Annotated in this window: 16 protein-coding genes; 10 read left to right on the forward strand and 6 right to left on the reverse strand. The window is 65.4% G+C overall.

From position 1 onward, the window contains the following. Positions 1–112 precede the first annotated feature (112 nt). Positions 113–859: an EAL domain-containing protein gene (locus tag AMD14_RS06530; RefSeq protein WP_011050758.1), complete on the reverse strand. Its 747-nt coding sequence runs from the start codon at positions 857–859 to the stop codon at positions 113–115. A gap of 148 nt (positions 860–1,007) precedes the next feature. Here AMD14_RS06530 and AMD14_RS06535 point away from each other — a divergent pair, with 148 nt between their 5' ends. Both AMD14_RS06535 and AMD14_RS06540 read left to right on the forward strand, forming a co-directional pair. Continuing rightward, on the forward strand, positions 1,008–1,646 hold the full coding sequence (locus tag AMD14_RS06535; RefSeq protein WP_011050759.1) for an HD domain-containing protein: 639 nt from the start codon (positions 1,008–1,010) through the stop codon (positions 1,644–1,646). Between the two features lie 258 nt (positions 1,647–1,904). After that, complete coding sequence (locus AMD14_RS06540; protein WP_011050760.1) at positions 1,905–4,433, forward strand: excinuclease ABC subunit UvrA; 2,529 nt, start codon at positions 1,905–1,907, stop codon at positions 4,431–4,433. Between the two features lie 438 nt (positions 4,434–4,871). Here AMD14_RS06540 and AMD14_RS06545 read toward each other — a convergent pair whose 3' ends face one another. From AMD14_RS06545 to AMD14_RS06555, 3 genes are read right to left on the reverse strand one after another with little or no spacing between them, the layout of a single operon-like run. Then, a complete protein-coding gene (locus tag AMD14_RS06545; protein WP_011050761.1) occupies positions 4,872–7,169 on the reverse strand; it encodes a xanthine dehydrogenase family protein molybdopterin-binding subunit in 2,298 nt (765 codons plus the stop codon). After that, positions 7,166–8,254, reverse strand: coding sequence for an FAD binding domain-containing protein (locus AMD14_RS06550; RefSeq protein ID WP_040107585.1), 1,089 nt, complete (start codon positions 8,252–8,254; stop codon positions 7,166–7,168). The genes AMD14_RS06545 and AMD14_RS06550 overlap by 4 nt, the downstream gene beginning before the upstream one ends. Beyond that, positions 8,227–8,805 (reverse strand): (2Fe-2S)-binding protein, encoded by a 579-nt coding sequence (locus AMD14_RS06555; RefSeq protein ID WP_005920580.1) that lies wholly within the window; start codon positions 8,803–8,805, stop codon positions 8,227–8,229. Before AMD14_RS06555 ends, AMD14_RS06550 begins: the two co-directional genes overlap by 28 nt. A 280-nt stretch (positions 8,806–9,085) precedes the next feature. Here AMD14_RS06555 and AMD14_RS06560 point away from each other — a divergent pair, with 280 nt between their 5' ends. From AMD14_RS06560 to AMD14_RS06575, 4 genes are all read left to right on the forward strand, one after another. Continuing rightward, positions 9,086–10,405, forward strand: a complete 1,320-nt coding sequence (locus tag AMD14_RS06560; protein ID WP_011050763.1) for a DUF763 domain-containing protein — start codon at positions 9,086–9,088, stop codon at positions 10,403–10,405. Beyond that, on the forward strand, positions 10,402–10,995 hold the full coding sequence (locus AMD14_RS06565) for a GIY-YIG nuclease family protein (protein WP_011050764.1): 594 nt from the start codon (positions 10,402–10,404) through the stop codon (positions 10,993–10,995). The genes AMD14_RS06560 and AMD14_RS06565 overlap by 4 nt, the downstream gene beginning before the upstream one ends. A gap of 62 nt (positions 10,996–11,057) precedes the next feature. Then, positions 11,058–11,399, forward strand: a complete 342-nt coding sequence (locus AMD14_RS06570; protein WP_011050765.1) for a cupin domain-containing protein — start codon at positions 11,058–11,060, stop codon at positions 11,397–11,399. 165 nt (positions 11,400–11,564) lie between these two features. Further along, complete coding sequence (locus AMD14_RS06575) at positions 11,565–12,068, forward strand: DUF6496 domain-containing protein (RefSeq protein ID WP_040260371.1); 504 nt, start codon at positions 11,565–11,567, stop codon at positions 12,066–12,068. Between the two features lie 109 nt (positions 12,069–12,177). On the opposite strand, the gene AMD14_RS06580 is transcribed toward AMD14_RS06575, so the two are convergent. After that, positions 12,178–12,603, reverse strand: coding sequence for a type II toxin-antitoxin system death-on-curing family toxin (locus AMD14_RS06580; RefSeq protein ID WP_015471825.1), 426 nt, complete (start codon positions 12,601–12,603; stop codon positions 12,178–12,180). Between the two features lie 8 nt (positions 12,604–12,611). Further along, the gene (locus AMD14_RS06585; RefSeq protein ID WP_003490241.1) at positions 12,612–12,833 is read right to left on the reverse strand and encodes an AbrB/MazE/SpoVT family DNA-binding domain-containing protein; all 222 of its coding nucleotides are present in this window, start codon (positions 12,831–12,833) and stop codon (positions 12,612–12,614) included. A 147-nt stretch (positions 12,834–12,980) separates the two neighbouring features. Here AMD14_RS06585 and lexA point away from each other — a divergent pair, with 147 nt between their 5' ends. From lexA to AMD14_RS06605, 4 genes are all read left to right on the forward strand, one after another. Next, entirely contained in the window at positions 12,981–13,586 is a 606-nt protein-coding gene (lexA, locus tag AMD14_RS06590) for a transcriptional repressor LexA (RefSeq protein WP_003490243.1), read from the forward strand. A 1-nt stretch (position 13,587) separates the two neighbouring features. Further along, positions 13,588–14,241, forward strand: a complete 654-nt coding sequence (gene imuA, locus AMD14_RS06595) for a translesion DNA synthesis-associated protein ImuA (protein ID WP_003490245.1) — start codon at positions 13,588–13,590, stop codon at positions 14,239–14,241. 9 nt (positions 14,242–14,250) lie between these two features. Continuing rightward, positions 14,251–15,669: a Y-family DNA polymerase gene (locus AMD14_RS06600; protein ID WP_005916336.1), complete on the forward strand. Its 1,419-nt coding sequence runs from the start codon at positions 14,251–14,253 to the stop codon at positions 15,667–15,669. Positions 15,670–15,850: 181 nt separating this feature from the next. After that, positions 15,851–19,102 (forward strand): error-prone DNA polymerase, encoded by a 3,252-nt coding sequence (locus tag AMD14_RS06605; RefSeq protein ID WP_015462948.1) that lies wholly within the window; start codon positions 15,851–15,853, stop codon positions 19,100–19,102. Positions 19,103–19,462: the final 360 nt, after the last annotated feature.

Raw genomic sequence — 19,462 nt, forward strand, 5'->3', positions numbered from 1 at the left:
AGCGCATTCGGTGCGCTTTGTTTTTCCGTGAAGCCGCAGTAGGTGGTGATTGTTCGCTGATGTTCCCTCCAGAAGTGACTCAATGCCACTTCATAGGTACGCGCGCGCGCACTCACTCCGGCCAATGCACCTTCGGTAGTTCACCGATCTGCGGTCTGGCGAATAGATAACCTTGCTGCAGGTGGATGCCCAGGTCGCGCAGGGCGCGGTATTGGTCGGGTTGTTCGATGCCTTCGGCAATGACGGCGATGTCGAGCTCTTCGCACATGCGCGTCACGTGGCGCACGATGGCCTGGCGGCTGCGGTCGGTGTCGATACCGCGGACCAGGGCGATGTCCAGCTTGAGCAGATCCGGCTGGAACTCGGCCAGCAGGCCGAGCCCGGCGTAGCCGGCGCCGAAGTCGTCGATGGCGGTTTTCATGCCGCGCGCCTGATAGGTGCGCAGGATGCCGAGCAGGTGCGCCGGGTCGGTAAGATGTTCCTGCTCGCTGACTTCAAAGATGATGGCGTTGAGCGGCCAGCCGTATTGCGCCGTGGCCGACAGCGTGGCGCGCAGGCAATGCTCGGGGTTATAGACCGCGTTGGGCATGAAGTTGATCGACAGCAGCGCCGGCAAGGCGATCTGCGCGGCGCATTCGATGGCCTTGATTCGGCAGGCCTGGTCGAATGCATAGCGATTGCGCTCATCCACTGCGGCCAGGATGCTGCCGGCCGACTCGCCGTCGATGCCGCGCACCAAAGCCTCGCCTGCGTAGATGCTGCGAGTGGACACGTCCACGATCGGCTGGAAGGCCATGGTGATCGCGGTGGGGAAGTCCTGGCCGTCGCGGCAGGCATTGCAGACAGGAAGCGTGGTCATGGCGTTAGATCATCGAACGGCGTAGGTGCAGCCTAGACCTATCGGCCGCGATCGCGCAGTATTTAGCCTGAATCGCTCATGGCAGCGTCCTCACCTGTCGGCAGTCGGGCTCGGCGATACTAGGCGCATCGCTCGCATCGGATGCCCCATGACCGCTCTCACCGAACGCTACGCCCTGGCCGTGGACTACGCGCGCATCGCTCACGCCGGCCAGGTGCGCAAGGGCACGCAGGTCCCCTACCTGAGTCATTTGCTGGGCGTCTCGACGCTGGTGCTGGAATGCGGCGGTGATGAGGAGCAGGCCATCGCCGGCCTGCTGCACGATGTGGTGGAAGACTGCGGTGGCGGGCACGAGGCCTCGATCCGTGCGCAGTTCGGCAATGCGGTGGCCGATATCGTGATGGCTTGCACCGATGCCACTGCCGAAGACAAGGCCGAGGTGGACAACAACCAGCGCGCACGCAAACGCGATTGGCGCGAGCGCAAGCAGGCCTATCTTGCGCACCTGCGCAAGACGCCCGAGCGCGCGCTGCTGGTGTCCGGCTGCGACAAGCTCTATAACGCGCGCAGCATCGTGCAGGACCTGGAAAATCCTGCCGTCGGTCAGGACATCTTCAATGTGTTCACTGCCGGGCGCGAAGGCACCCTGTGGTATTACGCCGCGCTGGAAGAGGTCTTCCGTACGCGCAATGCTGCCACTGCGCGCCTGTTCAGCGGCATGGTGATGCGCATGCATGCGCTGGCCGCCACCGGTGAGCAGGTGACGCCTGCGCATGCGCTGGGCTAAGCGCCGTTGAGGGACGGCGTACGCCCGGCAGGCGGGCGCTGGCTACGCGCGGCAGGAGCCGGTACCACGCGAAGATGTGGTTGCAGCGCACTGTTCGCCCCCCCATCTGACGACTGCCTCTCACGCGTGGTCGCCACGCCATAGCATCTGCAGCGCCTGGCAGCTCAGGTGTTGCCTGCGCTCGGTCACCATCGCTGACACCGGCTGCATGTCGCGCGCGCTAGGCTGGCGTCTTGTCGAATTCTGGTTTCGGTAGTCATGTCAAACGCGACGTCTTCCAGTGGCCTGGTGCGCGTACGCGGCGCGCGCGAGCACAACCTCAAGAACGTGGATGTGGATGTCCCCCGCGATGCACTGGTGGTGTTCACCGGCGTTTCCGGATCGGGCAAGTCGTCGTTGGCGTTCGGCACCATCTTTGCAGAGGCGCAGCGGCGCTATCTGGATTCGATCTCGCCGTATGCGCGGCGCCTGATCGACCAGGTAGGCGTGCCGGAGGTGGATTCCATCGATGGCCTGCCACCGGCGGTGGCCCTGCAGCAGGCCCGCGGCGCGCCTAGCGCACGCTCGTCGGTGGGCAGCGTCACCACCATCTCCAACTCGTTGCGCATGCTGTATTCGCGTGCCGGCCAGTATCCGCCGGGGCAGGAGATCATCTACGCCGACGGTTTTTCGCCGAACACGCCCGCGGGGGCATGCCCCACCTGCCACGGCCTGGGGCGCATCTATGACGCCACCGAAGCGACCATGGTGCTCGACCGCAGCCTGAGCATTCGCGACCGTGCGGTCGCCGCCTGGCCGGGCGCATGGCATGGGCAGAACCAGCGCGACATCCTCACCACGCTGGGCCATGACGTGGATGCGCCATGGCACACGCTGCCGAAGAAAACCCGCGACTGGATCCTGTTTACCGACGAACAGCCGGTGGTGCCGGTATACGCCGGTTACAACGTGGCCGAGGTCAGGCGCGCCCTCAAGCGCAAGGAAGAGCCCAGCTACATGGGCACGTTCACCAGTGCGCGGCGTTATGTGCTGCACACCTTCGCCACCACCCAGAGCGCGCAGATGAAAAAGCGCGTGGCGCAGTATTTGCTCAGCACACAATGCCCGCAGTGCGATGGCAAGCGCCTGCGCCGCGAGGCCTTGTCGGTCACCTTTGCCGGGCTGGATATCGGGGAGCTGTCGCGGCGCCCCCTGGACGAGGTGGCCGAGCTGCTGCGCCCCGCCGCCGAAGCCACGCCATCCAAAGGTACGCGCAAGGGTGCGCACCAGCATCCGGAACAGGTGATCGCCGCGCAACGCATCGCTGCGGATCTGCGCGCGCGAATCGCCGTCGTACAGGCACTGGGTCTGGGCTACCTCAGCCTGGAGCGCAGCACGCCCACCTTGTCGCCGGGCGAGTTGCAACGGCTGCGGCTGGCCACGCAGATCCGCTCGCAGTTGTTCGGCGTGGTGTACGTGATGGACGAACCATCGGCCGGCTTGCATCCCGCCGATGCGCAGGCGCTGCTGGGTGCGTTGGATCAACTCAAGGCGGCGGGCAATTCGGTCTTCGTGGTCGAACACGAAGTGGACGTGATCCGCCATGCGGACTGGATCGTGGATGTAGGCCCGGCGGCCGGCGCGCAGGGCGGGCAGGTACTTTATAGCGGGCCGCCCGCAGGCTTGGAGCAGGTGCAGGCCTCGTCCACACGTCGCTATCTGTTCGGCACGCCGCCGCAAGTGCATCGCCCGGCGCGCGCGGCAAACGGTTGGTTGCAGCTGCGCGGCATCACCCGCAACAACGTACGCGCGCTGGATGTGGATCTGCCGTTGGGCGTATTCACCACTGTTACCGGTGTGTCCGGCTCGGGCAAATCCTCGTTGGTGAGTCAGGCGCTGGTGGAACTGCTGGCCGCCCATCTGGGGCAAGCGCAGGCAGAGGACGAAGAAGCGCTGGATCCACTGGAGCGCGGCACGCAGGTGCCGCTGGAGGGTGCGATTGTGGCCGGGCTGGATCGGGTGCGCCGGCTGGTGCGCGTGGATCAAAAACCCATCGGCCGCACCCCGCGCTCCAATCTGGCCACATACACCGGCCTGTTCGATCCGGTGCGCAAGCTGTTTGCGGCCACGCCGGCCGCACGCCGGCGCCGCTACGACCCGGGGCAGTTCTCCTTCAACGTCGCCAAGGGCCGCTGTGCCACCTGCGAGGGCGAAGGCTCGGTGTACGTGGAATTGCTGTTCATGCCCAGCGTCTACGCACCGTGCCCGACCTGTCACGGCGCACGCTATAACGCCAAGACGTTGGAGATCGCGCTACGCGGTCGCAACATCGCGCAGGTGCTGGAGATGACGGTGGATCAGGCAGCCATCTTCTTTGCCGACGATGCCGGCGTGCTGCGACCGTTGCAGGTGTTGCGCGAAGTGGGGCTGGGCTATCTGCGTCTCGGCCAGCCGGCCACCGAACTGTCCGGCGGTGAAGCGCAGCGCATCAAGCTGGCGACCGAGCTGCAACGCGCGCAGCGACGCGACACCGTCTACGTGCTGGACGAACCGACCACCGGCCTGCATCCGTCCGACGTGGATACCTTGATGGCCCAGTTGCAAGGGCTGGTCGACGCAGGCAATACGGTGATCGTGGTCGAACACGATATGCGCGTGGCCGCCAGCAGCGACTGGGTGCTGGACATGGGGCCGGGCGCAGGCGGCGTCGGCGGTCACGTGGTGGTGGCAGGACCACCGGATGTCGTGGCACGCCATCGTGGCAGCCGCACCGCACCGTTCCTGGCGCAGGTGTTGCGCGGGGAATAAGTAGCCGACATGTTGGTCAGCCCGCGCCGCGTCGTACGAAATGCCATGTCATGCCTGCGCTCCCGGTCGGCCCAGGCGGGACGCACACGGATACACCGGAAAAGCGGTGACACGTTGCGGGATGTGTCTGGCATCGCCGTCGATTTGCCGCTGCCTGCCAGGCCGATCACCCACATGCCTGCCTAGCAGTCACGACCGCTAACGCAGGTGCGTGCGGGCGGTACTGGGGCATAAGGCAGGAAAAAAGCTGCGCGCAGCTGGGTGGCAGTGGCAGGTGCTGCATGTGCGGCGCGACGGTACGAGCGGGTTTGTCGCCGACACATGGCAGCGGGCCCAATGCAGCGATGCATTGGGCCCGATGATTGGGATCACTTCATTCACTTCATTTCACTTCACGCAGTGCCAAGCATCCCCTGCAAGCGCAACGTGCAATGCAGGTCAGTCCGCCATCACCTTGTCCGGTGTCATCGGCGTGCTGCGGATGCGCTTGCCGGTGGCGTGGAAGATGGCGTTGCAGATCGCCGCCGAAACGCCGACCAAACCGATTTCGCCAACACCTTTCGCACCCAGGCTGCTCACGACGCGGTCGTCTTCGTCCGCGAAGATCACATCGATGTCGTGAATGTCGGCGTTGGCGGAGACGTGATACAGCGCCAGGTCGTGATTCATGAAGCGGCCGAAGCGATGGTCCGATTGGGTGTGCTCGTGCAGCGCCTGGCCAATGCCCCAGACCACGCCACCAACGATCTGGCTACGTGCGGTGATCGGATTGAGGATGCGCCCGGCGGCAATGGCGCTGACCACGCGGGTGACTCGCACCGTGCCCAGTTCTTCGTCCACCCGGACCTCCACAAACACGGCGCCGTGCGTGGCACGGGTGTATTTGCGTTGCTTGAGTACGTTCGGTAGCAGGAGGAATTTATCTTCGATCTGCTCCAGCCCTGCAGTGCGCAGCAGGTCGGTCAAGGCGAGGGCGCTGCTGGCATCGGCCCGCAATGCCAGCTTGCCGTCTGCAAAGACCACATCGTCAGTTCTGGCCTTGGCAAAGCGCGACTCTGGCAGGGCCTGGGCCAGGCGCAACAGGCGCGCGCGCAGCTTCGCGCACACGCCATCCACTGCCGATCCCACCGTGGTGACGTGCGAGGAGCCGCCTTCGATCGGCGCAACCGGCAAGGTGGAGTCGCCAAGTTGAAACGTCACCTGCTCCAACGGCAGGCCTAATGCTTCGGCAGCGATCATCGCCATCACCGTGTAGGTACCGGTGCCGATATCGCTGGCCGCGCTGCTGACCACCAAACGGCCGTCGGCATGCAGCGCTGCATGAGCGCGCGCGAACATCTGCATCGCGTCCCATTGCCCGGTGGCCATGCCCCAGCCCACCCACTCGCTGCCTTCCTTGCGGGCGCGCGGTTGCAAGGGGCGTTGCGCCCAACCGAAGCGCTCTGCCCCTTGCTCGTAACACTGGCGCAGCGCCTTGGTGGAGTAGGGCTTGTCGTCGGCCGGGTTGACCTCGGCGTAGTTCTTCAGGCGCAGTGCCAACGGATCGATGCCGACCTCATAGGCCAACTCGTCCATCGCCACTTCCAGCGCATGCACACCATGCGCGGCGCCGGGCGCCCGCATGTCGATCGGGCTGTATTGGTCCAGACTCACCAACTTGTAGCCCAGGTGCACGTTGTCGCAGGCATACAACTGCCCGCTCCAGTTGACCACCACCTCCACGTAGTCTTCGATGCGCGAGGTTTCGGCGATGGCTTCATGCCAGACCGAGCGCAAGGTGCCGTCGCGGTCTGCGCCGAGCTTGAGCCGCTGCAGCGTTTCCGGGCGGTGGCCGAAGGTGAACATCTGTTGCCGTGTCAGCACCACACGGACCGATCGATCCAGCAGGATCGACGCCATCACCGCCAGTGGCAGTTGATACTGCGGGCGCAGCCCGGAGCCGAACGCGCCGCCCACGTACGGGTTGCGCACGGTCACCTTGCGCTTGCTGAGCCCAAACACGTGCGACACGTACCAACGGCTGTTCTGCGACCCCTGGGTTTTGTCGTAAATGGTGAAGTGGCCGTCGGCATCGCGGATGACGGTGGAAGCGAACAACTCCATCGGGTTGTGGTGCTCGACGCCGCTGTAGTAGTCGGCCTGTACCTGGCACGCGGCATTGTCGAATCCGCTCTGCGGATCGCCCTTGTCCTTGGGCGGCGGCGAAAAGCCGGCCTTCAACGGCCTGGGTTTGTGCGCACGGTCCAGGTTGGTCATCAGGTTGGTGTCGTGTGGATCCTGCAGCAACTCCACTTCCACCAGGTGCGCCGCATGGCGCGCCGCTTCGAAGGTCTCGGCAACCACCAGCGCGATGGGCTGGCCGCTGTACAAGACCTTGTTGTCGTACAACGGACGGAACGGCGAACCGGCCGGCGCCGTCATGTCCTTGTAGAACAGGTCCATGCCGCGCATATGCGGGCGGTTCTCGTGGGTGACGATCTCCAGCACGCCGGGGACTGCGCGTGCTGCATCCAGATGGAAGGCAACGATCTCACCCTTGGCAATGCTGCTGTTGACCACCACGCCATAGGCCAGATCCGGCACCGGCCATTCGGCGGCATAACGTGCCTGTCCGGTGACTTTTGCGCGTCCGTCGATGCGCGTGACGCCGGTGCCGGTGGGGCGATAGCCGGTGCCGCTGTCGGCAACCGGCGGGGTCAGCTCGCTGTCGGACAGGTCGGTGCTGCGTGCGTTCATGGCGATTCCTCCAGCGCACTGGTGCGCCCGCGGTTGTCGATGGTGCCCTCGCGTGCAACGCTCAATGCGCGCACGATGGCGCGACGTGCCAGCGGCAGCTTGAAGGCGTTTTCGCCCTGCGGTTGCGCACCTTGCAGCAGCGTGTCGGCCAGGCGGCCGAAGGTGTCGGCATTGGCCGGCTGGCCGACCAGCTGTGCTTCTGCATCGGCATTGCGCCAGGGTTTGTGCGCCACGCCGCCCAGTGCAACACGCACTTCGCGGATGCTGCCGTCGTCGGCCAGGTCCAATGCGGCCGCTACCGACACCAGCGCAAACGCGTACGAAAGGCGCTCGCGGATCTTGAGATACGCACTGTGTGCGACGAAGCGCTTCGCGTCGGGGAGGTCGATATGCACGATTAACTCGTCCGGAGCCAAGGTGCTGTCCAGTTCCGGGTGATCGCCGGGCAGGCGATGGAACTGCGAGAACGCAATGTCGCGCTCGCCCTTGGCGCCCTGCACATGTATCACCGCATCCAGCGCAGCCAAGGCCACGCACATATCCGATGGATGCGTGGCGATGCAGTGCGCGCTGGTGCCGAGAATGGCGTTGTATTTGGTCAACCCGCCAATGGCCGAACAGCCGGTGCCCGGGTCGCGTTTGTTGCAAGGGGTGGCATGGTCGTAGAAATACATGCAGCGCGTGCGCTGCAGCAGGTTGCCGCCATTGCTTGCCATGTTGCGAATCTGCGGCGAAGCGCCGGCCAGAATCGCCGCGCTCAACAAGGGGTAACGCGTTTCCACCTCCGGGTGATATGCGGTGTCGGCATTGCGCGCCAGCGCACCCAGGCGCAGGCCGCCATCGGGCAGGGTGCTGATGCTGTCCAGCGGCAGCCGATTGATGTCGACCAGGCTGCTGGGGCGCATCAGCTGCAGTTTCATCAGGTCGGTGAGATTGGTGCCGCCGGCGATAAAGCGTACCGGTGCCTCGGAGGGCACCGGCTGCGTGTCGCCGCTGCGCACTGCAATCGCGCCGAGTGCGGCATCGACGGTGTCCGGGCGTGTATAGGTGAGCGGAATCATGCCGGCACCGTCCCGGGCGTCCACGGGGTGGCCGCGCTGTCGCTGCTGTCGCTGGGCTTGCCCATCACCTCCATCACGGCATCGGTGATCTGCGGATAGGCACCGCAGCGGCAGATATTGCCGCTCATCAGTTCACGCACCTGGTCGCGGTCGTGCGCCTTGCCTTCGTTGATCAAGCCCACGGCCGAGCACAGCTGCCCCGGGGTGCAGTAACCGCACTGAAATGCGTCGTTGGCGATGAAGGCGCGTTGCAGCGGATGCAGTGCGTCGCCATCGGCCAGCCCCTCGACGGTGGTGATGTCGGCACCGTCCTGCATGACGGCCAGGGTCAGGCAGCTGTTGATGCGGCGGCCATCGACCAGCACCGTGCAAGCGCCGCATTGGCCATGGTCGCAACCTTTCTTGGTGCCGGTGAGGTCGAGGCGGTCGCGCAGCAGGTCGAGCAGGCTCACCCAGGCTTCGAGCTGCAAGTGATACGGCTGACCGTTGATGCGCAGGTTGACCGGGTAGGTCGGCGCACTGGTGGTGGCAGTGGCCGGCGCCGTGTCATGGGCAGTGGCGGGTGTGGCAGTCATGCGAACCCCGTGGCGATGGCTGAGGAGAAGGACCACCACCTTGACGGCGCTGTGGTCAACGCAAAGTGACCACGGCTGCGATTGGCGGCGATACAACACGGCGTACGCGCATTCAGGAGCGGCATCCTGGTCGCTGCACGCTCGTGCCTGCATGCGGTGCGCGTAAAGTGCCATGCCGTGCGCTGAATTCGTCAGCTTTCCGCGCGCGTCAGCGCGCTGGTGTCCCAGCTGTTGCGACGTGCCGCCGTTATCCTGACCGCATGAAGAAGAGGCGGCAGCAATGAGCCGGCGTGGTGGCAGTGCGGATCTTCCCTTGCATGGAGGTCGCGTCCCGCGTTGGTTGGGTGAGCGGATGACGCGGCTTGGCGCAGTGATGTGCGAGGCGATCGTGCACAGCTATGGGCGCGATGAATTGTTGCGGCGGCTTGCGCACCCGTTCTGGTTTCAGTCGTTCGGTGCGGTCATGGGCATGGACTGGCATTCGTCCGGCATTACCACCAGCGTGATCGGCGCGCTCAAGCGTGGGTTGACGCCACTGGCCGGCGAACTGGGCATCCATGTCTGTGGCGGGCGCGGCCGGCATTCGCGTGCCACGCCTTCCGAATTGCTGGCAGTGGGCGATGCGGTCGGGCTGGACGGCGCCGCTTTGGCACAGGCCAGCCGCTTGGTCGCCAAGGTGGACAGCGCTGCCGTGCAGGACGGCTTCGATCTGTACCTGCATGGTTTCATCGTCAGCGACGATGGCCGCTGGGTGGTGGTGCAGCAGGGCATGCACGGGCAGCGCAAGCAGGCGCGCCGGTATCACTGGCTCTCCGAAGGCCTGAGCAGTTTTGTGGATGCGCCGCATGCTGCCATCGAGGGTGCGCATCAAGGCAACATCGTCAATCTCGCCGACCACCGTGCCGCTGCCTCGCGCGATGCGCAGGTGGAGCTGTTGCGCAGCACAGCGCCGGACCGGCTGGCACGCCAATGGCAACGGATTGCGGGTGTGGAGGCGCCTGCGGCGCAAGGTCCGCTCACCGGCGATCTGTTCGCCGGCCACGCCTGGGACCCGGCACAACACCCGCATCTGTCCATGCCCGATCATCATGACGTGCGCAGCGAAAACGTGATTACACGACGACTGCACGCCAGCTTGGCCGCCGCTGCCGAAGCGGGACCGCGCGATTTCACCGCGCTGCTGCAAGTGCCTGGTGTGGGTGCGCGCACGTTGCGCTCGCTGGCGATGGTGGCCGAGGTGATGCACGGCACGCCATGCCGTTTCAGCGACCCGGCGCGCTTTTCGCTTGCGCATGGGGGCAAGGACCGGCAACCGTTCCCGGTGCCCACACGCGTGCTCGACCACACCATCGGCGTACTCAAGCAAGCGATGCAGCAGGCCAAGCTGGGCAACGACGAACGCTTGCAGGCGATCGCGCGGCTGGACGCGCAGGCGCGTCGGCTCGAAGCCAGTGCGCAAGGGCCGACGGTGGACGACTACATCGCGCAGGAACGTCGCGATTCGCATCGCTATGGCGGGCGCAGCGTGTTCGGCTGGGAGCCGGCGCCGGAGGATGCGCACGCGGTGCAGCCGGCCCAAGCGCATGCAGGTCGCCGATGAGCGTACGCGCACGTAGCAGCACGCCAGTGGCCATCGACGGACGTTGCTTCACCTATGTGTTCCCGTGCCAGTGGGAAGACCATTGCAAGATCGGTTTCTCGCGCGACCCGCTGGGGCGCATCGCTAGCCTGCATCCGCGCTGGTTCGATTTTTTCGATCTGGAGCACGGGCTGCTGGTGGAAACCGAGCGCGAGCGCGACGCGCGCGATCTTGAGCTGCAACTGCGGCGTCCGCTGCTTGCGCACAACGCACCGGCACCGATGGCGATCCGTGCAGTGGCCGGTGGGCATACCGAATGGTTTCGGGGCGTGGGCGATGCATTGCAACGTGCAGTAGTGCAACTGCAGCAGGGTGGGTATCGCGTGTTCGTGTTGCGCGAGTGGCTGCAGGCGGCGATGGTCCAGCGTATCGATCGGCTCTACGACTGGGCCGCGGTGCAGTTGAGTGCGGACGAACTGGATGGCCTGGCCGGTCCTACGCCAGCGCAACGTGCGCTGCGCGATGTACTCGATGGCTATCGCGCATTGGATTTTCCCATGCAGCACCATCTGCCCGAACACATTTGGGCTTGGTATTGCCGCAACGGCTGAGCATGTTGCCAGCACGTTGACGTGCGTCGCCTCAGCATCGCCTCAACCCTGAGGAGTGCCTGATGCAGATTGCACAACTGACATTGACCGACGCGTTCAAGGTGCTGTTTTCGGTGCGCCAGGTGCAAGCCGCTGAAATGGTGATTGCACCAGGCGAGGGCGAAGGCGGGCCAGACAATCGCCACCCAGGTGCCGATCAATGGCTGTACGTGGTGGACGGCACCGGCGAGGCGGTCGTCGAGGGGCAGAGGCATGCACTGCAGGCCGGTAGCCTGGTCGCCATCGAGCGCGGTGAAACGCACGAGATCCGCAATACCGGGAACACGCCGCTGAAGACGGTCAATTTCTATCACCCGCCCGCCTACGATGCCCAAGGCGAACCCTTGCCAGCCGGTGAGGCGTAGTGATCGCTGGCGGTGTCGCATGTCGTTGAGTGGATCGGTCACTGCGCAGGTGCATGACTTTGGAAAAGCGCCAGGCATGCTTCAACGCCAGGTGAGCACCGCGCCCACTGCGCGTTGACGCTGCGCTTGTTACATCGAGTTGCCATCCACGACAGGGGAAGTGCCATGCCGCAGACCAAGACACGCCGCGCTGCTGCCAAGGACAAGCGCGAAGGAAAATCGGCCAGCACCCAGGCCGGCGAATATGTCAAAGAAGAAATCGACCAGGTGCGCGACGGCGCGCATGGTGTGAGAAGCACCAAGCAGGCCATTGCGATCGGCTTGTCCAAGGCGCGCCGCGATGGTGTGGATGTTGCACCGCGCAGTTCCGCGTCCAAGGCCACCAAGAAAAAAGCCGCGCAGGACAAGGCAGCTGCAACCTCCAAAAAGCCGGTGTCGCCGACGCGCTCGGCCGGTGCCAAGAAAGCCCTCAAGACCGCCAGCAAGGGCACTACCGCCAAGAAGACGGTGGGGAAGAAGGCATTGTCCAAACAGACCACGAGTGCCGCGAAAAAGCGCACAGCCAGCGACCGTTCGACGGCAGCAAAGAAGGCGGCAAAGACCAAGGGCCCGGCAGTACGCAAGGCCGCCGCAAAGAAAGCGGCGGCGACGCGGAAGCGTGCTGAATAAGGGGGGCATGCATCAGACAGCGACGTCGATGCTGACCGAGTTGCGATATGTAGATCTGCTACTTGCGCATGCATGTGCCAATACTGACGCGTTGCTGCCCAGGATTGCTTCAGCCGTAATGACCTTGCGGTTCGTGCACATGCGTGTCTGCACGCAATCGCACGCGCGGCCGTAGCCACTGGGCGAATGTCGCTTCGCTCCACGCGCCATCGGCCAGCCTCATCATGGCAACGTATTTTTCTTCCTGCGAGGCGATGAGCTCGGCACCGTTGAGCAGCAAGAAGACTCGGTAGCACACGTGGGCAGTTCGTTTGTTGCCATCCACGAATGGGTGATTGCGCGCGAGCCCATAAGCCAGGCTGGCCGTCAGCCCAACCAGATCGGGTGGAGGGTCGCCATACGAAAACAGCTGTTGCGGGCGTGCAAGTGCCGAATCCAGTAGCGCTTCGTCGCGCACTCCGCTTGCGCCCCCGTGCTCGCTCAATTGGCGTTCGTGGATGGCCAATGCAAGCGCATGCGTAACCCAGACCAGCATGCGCGTGTTCACTTGGCCAGCTTGTTCAGCACCTGGCGATCCTCACGCATCACCTGTTCGGCAACATCCATCTGCGCCGCCAACGTCGGGTCGAATGCGGTCAGCTTGATGCCGTCGGGTGTTTCCAGTGCATAGAGTTCGTCGCCCTTTCCAAGCCGCAGGCGGGCCAGCAGTTCCTTGGGCAGGATGACGCCAGCGGAATTGCCGATGGCAGTGATCTTGAGTTTCATGGCGGCATCTCGGGTTAGTACTAAAGTTATAACTCTGTCGTCAGCCAGTCGCAAGTGCGTGCTGAAGCCGCTCAGCAAGCCAGTCTCGCCTGCTGCGATCGATGGGTGTACAAATGTACACCTTGTCCCGTTCTGCTGCCGCGTCTCATGCCATCGCTTCCTCCCCAACGTGCCGCCGTGCTGGCGTTCCTGCAGGAGCAGGCCCAGGCAGGCGTCTCGCCCAGTCTGGCCGAGATCGCGCAGGCCTTCGGGTTTGCCTCGCGCAATGCCGCACAAAAGCACGTGCAGGCGCTGGCCGACGCCGGGTTGATCGAGCTGCTGCCCAATCAGAAACGTGGCATCCGTCTGCCGGGAGGCGCCGGTCGCGATGCATTGTTGGCCTTGCCGGTGCTGGGGCGGGTGGCAGCAGGCCTGCCGATCGGTGCGGATATCGGCCTGGAGCGTCAGCTCTGGCTGGACCGCGCGCTGTTTTCGCTGCGCCCGGATTACCTGCTGCAGGTGCAGGGGGATTCGATGATCGATGACGGCATTCTGGATGGCGACCTGGTTGGCGTGCATCGCAGCAATGAGGCGCGCGACGGACAGATCGTGGTGGCGCGGGTGGATGGCGAAATCACCATCAAGCGCCTGGAGCGCGGCGCCGAACGGATCCGCCTGCTGCCGCGCAATCGCGCGCATGCGCCGATCGTGGTGGCGGCCGATGCCGACTTCGCGATCGAAGGGCTGTACTGCGGCCTGATCCGGCAGGGCTGAGATGAGCCAGGAGCCGGCGCGCATCAGCCAGGACGGCAATGCGGCAGTGGCACTGCCGCTGGACGCCCTGCTCGCCGCGCGCACCGTCTGGCGTGCAGGCCAGGGCACGGCCACCGCCAATGGCGGCGAATCCACCGGGCATGTGGCATTGGATGCGTTGCTGCCCGATGGCGGCTGGCCGCGGCGTGCCTTGACCGAGTTGTTGTTGCCTGCGCATGGCATCGGCGAGATCGCCTTGTTGCTGCCCACGCTGGCACGCATGACCGCCAGCAGCAGCCGGGTCGTGCTGGTCGCGCCGCCGTTCATTCCTTACGCGCCGGCCTGGCAGGCGGGCGGGGTGGTGCTGGAGCATCTGGAAGTGGTGCAGGCCGAGCCGCGCGAAGCGTTATGGGCGTTCGAACAATGCTTGCGCAGCGGCGCATGCGCTGCGGTACTGGGCTGGCCGCAAACCGGCGATGCGCGTGCGCTGCGCCGGTTGCAGGTCGCGGCCGATAGCGGCAATTGCTGCGCCTTCGCACTGCGCGACCGCCGTCATGCGGTGAATGCATCGCCGGCGGCCTTGCGGCTGGAATTCCTGCCCGAGCGCGATGCCTGGCAGGTGCGCAAGTGCCGCGGCGGGCAGGTACCGTCGCAGCCGCTGCGGCTGGCGCATTGAGGCGCGCGCATGTTGTGGGCCTGCATAGTGCTGCCGCAGCTGGCGCTGGACGCCGTCCTTCGGCGTCTGGAAGCGCCGCAGGCGCCGCTGGTGCTGGTGGAAGGCCCGGCGCAGCTGCGCAGCCTGCATTCGGTCAATGCCGCCGCTGGCGCGGCTGGGTTGAAGGCCGGCATGCGGCTATCGGCGGCGCATGCCTTGATGACCCAGGTACGCACCATCGACTACGACGCGCAAAACGAAGCGCGCACGCAGCGCTTTCTTGCGGCCTGGGCGTATCGGCATAGTTCGCTGGTCAGCCAGCAGTGGTCGCGCGCCATCGTGCTGGAAGCCGGTGCCAGCTTTCGCCTGTTCGGCCCCTGGCCGCGCTTCGAGCGTCGCCTGCGCGATGAGCTGCAAGCCTTGGGCTTCCAGCACCGGCTGGCGCTGGCACCCACGCCGCGCGCCGCGCGCGTGCTGGCCGGCCTGCGCGACGGCATGGTGGTGACGCAATTGCCGGCCCTGCACAGCACGCTCGACAAGGTGCCTGTGCGCCGCGCTGCATTGCCCGACGATGCCGGCGAGCGCCTGCAGCATATGGGCGTGCGCACGCTCGCGGCGGTGCGTGGGCTGCCGCGCGACGGGTTGCGCCGGCGTTTCGGTGCGGGCCTGCTCGATCATCTGGATCGCCTCTACGGGCAGGTCGACGACCCACTGGAGTGCTACGCGCCGCCAGACCACTTCGACCACCGCGTGGAGTTGGGGTATGAGGTGGAAACGCATCCGGCGCTGCTGTTTCCGTTGCGCCGGCTGATCGGCGACCTATGCACGTATCTGTCCATTCGCGATGGCGGCGTGCAGCGGTTTTTATTACGCCTGGAGCACGAAGAAGGCGCGACCGATGTGGAGATCGGCCTGCTCACGCCGGAACGCGCGCCCACCTTGCTGTTCGAGCTGGCCCGTAACCGGCTGGAGCGGGTGGAGATTCCGCGGCCGGTGGTGGCGATGCGCTTGCTGGCACGGCAGCTGCCACCGTTCGTACCGGCCATGCGCGACTTGTTCGATCAGCGCGCGCAGCAATCGGTGGAGTGGCCGCAACTGCGCGAGCGCCTGCGTGCACGGCTGGGCGATGACGCGGTCTATCGCGTGTTGCCGGCCGACGACCCGCGCCCGGAGCGCGCGTGGCGCCGCGCCATCGGCGATGCGGTGCGCGAAGTCGCTGCGCCGCCGCGTCCGCCGCGCCCCACCTGGCTGCTGCCGCAGCCGGTGCCGCTCCACGACCCGCACCTGCGCATCGTGTCCGGCCCGGAGCGGCTGGAAAGCGGTTGGTGGGACGACGATGAAGCGCGTCGCGATTACTACGTGGTGGAGACCGCACGCGGCCGGCGTGGCTGGGCATTCGCCGCGCCCGGTCGGGTGGACGGCTGGATGCTGCATGGGTGGTTTGCGTGAGCGCAGGGATGCCATTGCAGGATCCGGGCACGGGCCGCCTGGCTGCTGGTCGCGGGTTGGGTGCAGGCTACAGGTGCCGGGCCTCCAAAAAGAACGCAGCAGGAGCTGCAGCGACGCGATCTGCCGCGTATTGCAAGGGCCGTGCGAGACAGCATGGCGCTGTTGAAGTCATCCAGCATCCATGAGCTGGGATGACGCCATCGATGGCGTAGACCGCGACACGCCCGGCGGGCGCATGCCGCGCGCCTGGAATGTGGCTGCACGCCTGCGCGCGGCCAATGACGATATCGTCCACGCGCAGCAGGCCGATGGTCTGCCTGCATATGCCGAACTGCATTGTCTGTCGGACTTTTCGTTCCTGCGCGGTGCCTCCAGTGCCGAACAATTGTTCGCACGCGCGCAGCAGTGCGGCTACAGCGCCTTGGCCATTACCGACGAATGCTCGCTGGCCGGCATCGTGCGTGGCCTGGAAGCGTCGCGCGCCACCGGCGTGCGCTTGATTGTCGGCAGCGAATTCACCCTGGTCGATGGCACCCGCTTCGTGCTGCTGGTGGAAAACGCGCACGGTTACCCGCAGCTGTGCGGGTTGATCACGACCGCACGGCGTGCGGCCAGCAAGGGCGCCTATCGCTTGGATCGCGCCGAGGTGCAAGCGCAGTTTCGCGACGTGGCGCCGGGCGTGTTTGCGCTGTGGCTGCCCGGCGCACAGCCGCAGGCAGAGCAGGGCGCCTGGTTGCAACAGGTCTTCGGCGAGCGGGCGTTTCTGGCAGTGGAACTGCATCGCGAACAGGACGATGTCGCGCGCCTGCACGTCCTGCAAGCGCTGGCGCAGCAACTGGGCATGACCGCGTTGGCCAGCGGCGATGTGCATATGGCGCAGCGTCGCGAGCGCATCGTGCAAGACACCTTGACCGCCATCCGCCACACGCTGCCGCTGGCCGAGTGCGGCGCACACCTGTTCCGCAATGGCGAGCGGCATCTGCGCACCCGGCGCGCGTTGGGCAATATCTACCCGGATGCGTTGTTGCAGGCCACCGTGGAGTTGGCGCAGCGTTGTACCTTCGATATTTCCAAGATCAGCTATACCTATCCCAGAGAGCTGGTGCCGGAAGGCCACACGCCCACCAGCTATCTGCGCCAGCTCACCGAAGCCGGCATCCGCAGGCGCTGGCCGGGCGGCATCACGGCAAAGGTGCGCGAGGACATCGAAAAAGAGCTGGCGCTGATCGCACTCAAGAAGTACGAAGCGTTCTTCCTCACTGTGCAAGATGTGGTGCGCTTCGCACGCGAGCAGAACATTCTCTGCCAGGGTCGTGGCTCATCGGCCAATTCGGCAGTGTGTTATGCGTTGGGCATCACCGCGGTCAACCCGGATGAAACGCGCCTGTTGATGGCGCGCTTCCTGTCCGAAAAACGCGACGAGCCGCCGGACATCGACGTGGACTTCGAGCACGAACGCCGCGAGGAGGTGCTGCAATACGTCTACAGCAAGTACGGGCGCGAACGCGCAGCGCTGGCGGCGACGGTGATCTGCTATCGCGGCAAGAGCGCGGTGCGCGACGTGGCCAAGGCCTTCGGCCTGCCACCGGACCAGATCGCGTTGCTGGCCAATTGCTACGGTTGGGGCAATGGCGAAACGCCGATGGACCAGCGCATCGAAGAAGCCGGGTTCGATCTGGCCAACCCGCTGATCAACAAGATCCTGGCCGTTACAGAGCATTTGCGCGATCACCCACGGCATCTGTCGCAGCATGTCGGCGGCTTCGTCATCTCCGACGAGCCCTTGTCGCTGCTGGTGCCGGTGGAAAATGCCGCGATGGCCAACCGCACCATCATCCAGTGGGACAAGGACGATCTGGAAACCATGAAGCTGCTCAAGGTCGATTGCCTGGCGCTGGGCATGCTCACCTGCATCCGCAAGACGCTGGATCTGGTGCGCGGCCACCGTGGGCGCAATTACAGCATTGCCACGCTGCCAGGCGGTGACGCGCCAACCTACAAGATGATCCAGCGCGCCGACACCGTCGGCGTGTTCCAGATCGAGTCGCGTGCGCAGATGGCGATGCTGCCAAGGCTCAAGCCTGCGGCGTTCTACGACCTGGTCATCGAAGTGGCGATCGTGCGCCCCGGGCCGATCCAGGGCGACATGGTGCACCCCTATCTGCGCAGGCGGCAGGGCCGCGAAGAAGTGAACTACCCGTCGCCTGCGGTTGAAGACATCCTCAAGCCCACGCTGGGCGTGCCGTTGTTTCAGGAGCAGGTGATGGAACTGCTGATGCATGCTGCCGATTACAGCGAGGACGAAGCCGACAACTTGCGTCGCTCGATGGCCGCATGGCGGCGCGGCGGCGACATGGAACAGCATCGCACGCGCGTACGCGAACGCATGCAGGGCAAAGGCTACGCCTCCAGCTTCATCGACCAGATCTTCGAACAGATCAAGGGTTTCGGTTCCTACGGTTTTCCACAGAGCCATGCCGCCTCGTTCGCCAAGCTCGTCTATGCCAGCTGCTGGCTCAAACGCCACGAACCGGCCGCATTCGCCTGCGGGCTGCTCAACGCGCAGCCGATGGGCTTTTATTCGGCCAGCCAGATCGTGCAGGATGCGCGCCGCGGCAGCCCCGAGCGCGAGCGTGTGGAGGTGCTGCCGGTGGATGTGTTGCACAGCGACTGGGACAATACCCTGGTCGGCGGCCGGCCGTGGCGCAGCGCTGCCGATCCCGGCGAACAACCGGCGATCCGGCTGGGCATGCGGCAGGTCGCCGGACTGTCGCAAGTGGTGGCGCAGCGCATCGTTGCCGCACGCACGCAGCGGGCGTTCGCCGATATCGGCGATCTGTGCCTGCGCGCCGCACTCGACGAAAAAGCACGCCTGGCATTGGCAGAAGCAGGCGCCTTGCAAGGCATGGTGGGCAACCGCAATGCCGCGCGCTGGGCAATGGCCGGCGTGGAGGCGCGCCGCCCACTGTTGCCGGGCAGCCCGGAGGAGCGCCCGGTGGAGTTCGAGGCGCCGCGCGCGGGCGAAGAAATCCTTGCCGATTACCGCTCGGTCGGCCTGAGCCTGCGCCAGCATCCAATGGCGCTGCTGCGCCCGCAGATGCGCCAGCGGCGCATCCTGGGTCTGCGCGAATTGCAGGGCCGCCGCCACGGCAGCGGCGTGCATGTGGCCGGCCTGGTCACCCAGCGCCAGCGCCCGGCCACCGCCAAGGGCACCATCTTCGTCACCCTGGAAGACGAACAGGGCATGATCAACGTCATCGTCTGGTCGCACCTTGCGCTGCGTCGCCGCCGCGCGCTGCTGGAATCGCGCCTGCTGGCCGTGCGCGGTCGCTGGGAACGCGTGGACGGCGTAGAGCATCTCATCGCCGGCGACCTGTACGACCTCAGCAACCTGCTCGGCGACATGCAGCTGCCCTCGCGCGATTTCCATTGACGCTTTTTAGGTCCATGGATTGCTGCTAGATTCCGCAATCGGTTTGCCTACAACACGGAGTCGTACATGCGGAAATGGATCATTCCTGCGGCCTTGGTGCTGCTGATGGCGGCCGGCACTGCCACGGCCCAGGTGGATGTCGGCGCCTATATCAAGAAAGACAAGTTCGCCGACATCAAGCTATCGCCCAGCGGCGCGTATCTCGCCGCGACCGTGCCGATGGAAGACAAGACCGCCCTTGCGATCATGCGGCGTTCGGACAACAGCATCGGCGCCACCTTCGTGCTGGAAAAAAACACCTACGTAAGCGATTTCGCCTGGGTCAGCGACACCCGCGTGTTGATCTCCATTGCACAGAAG

The organism is Xanthomonas citri pv. citri, from assembly GCF_000961215.1.
Taxonomy (GTDB): domain Bacteria; phylum Pseudomonadota; class Gammaproteobacteria; order Xanthomonadales; family Xanthomonadaceae; genus Xanthomonas; species Xanthomonas cissicola.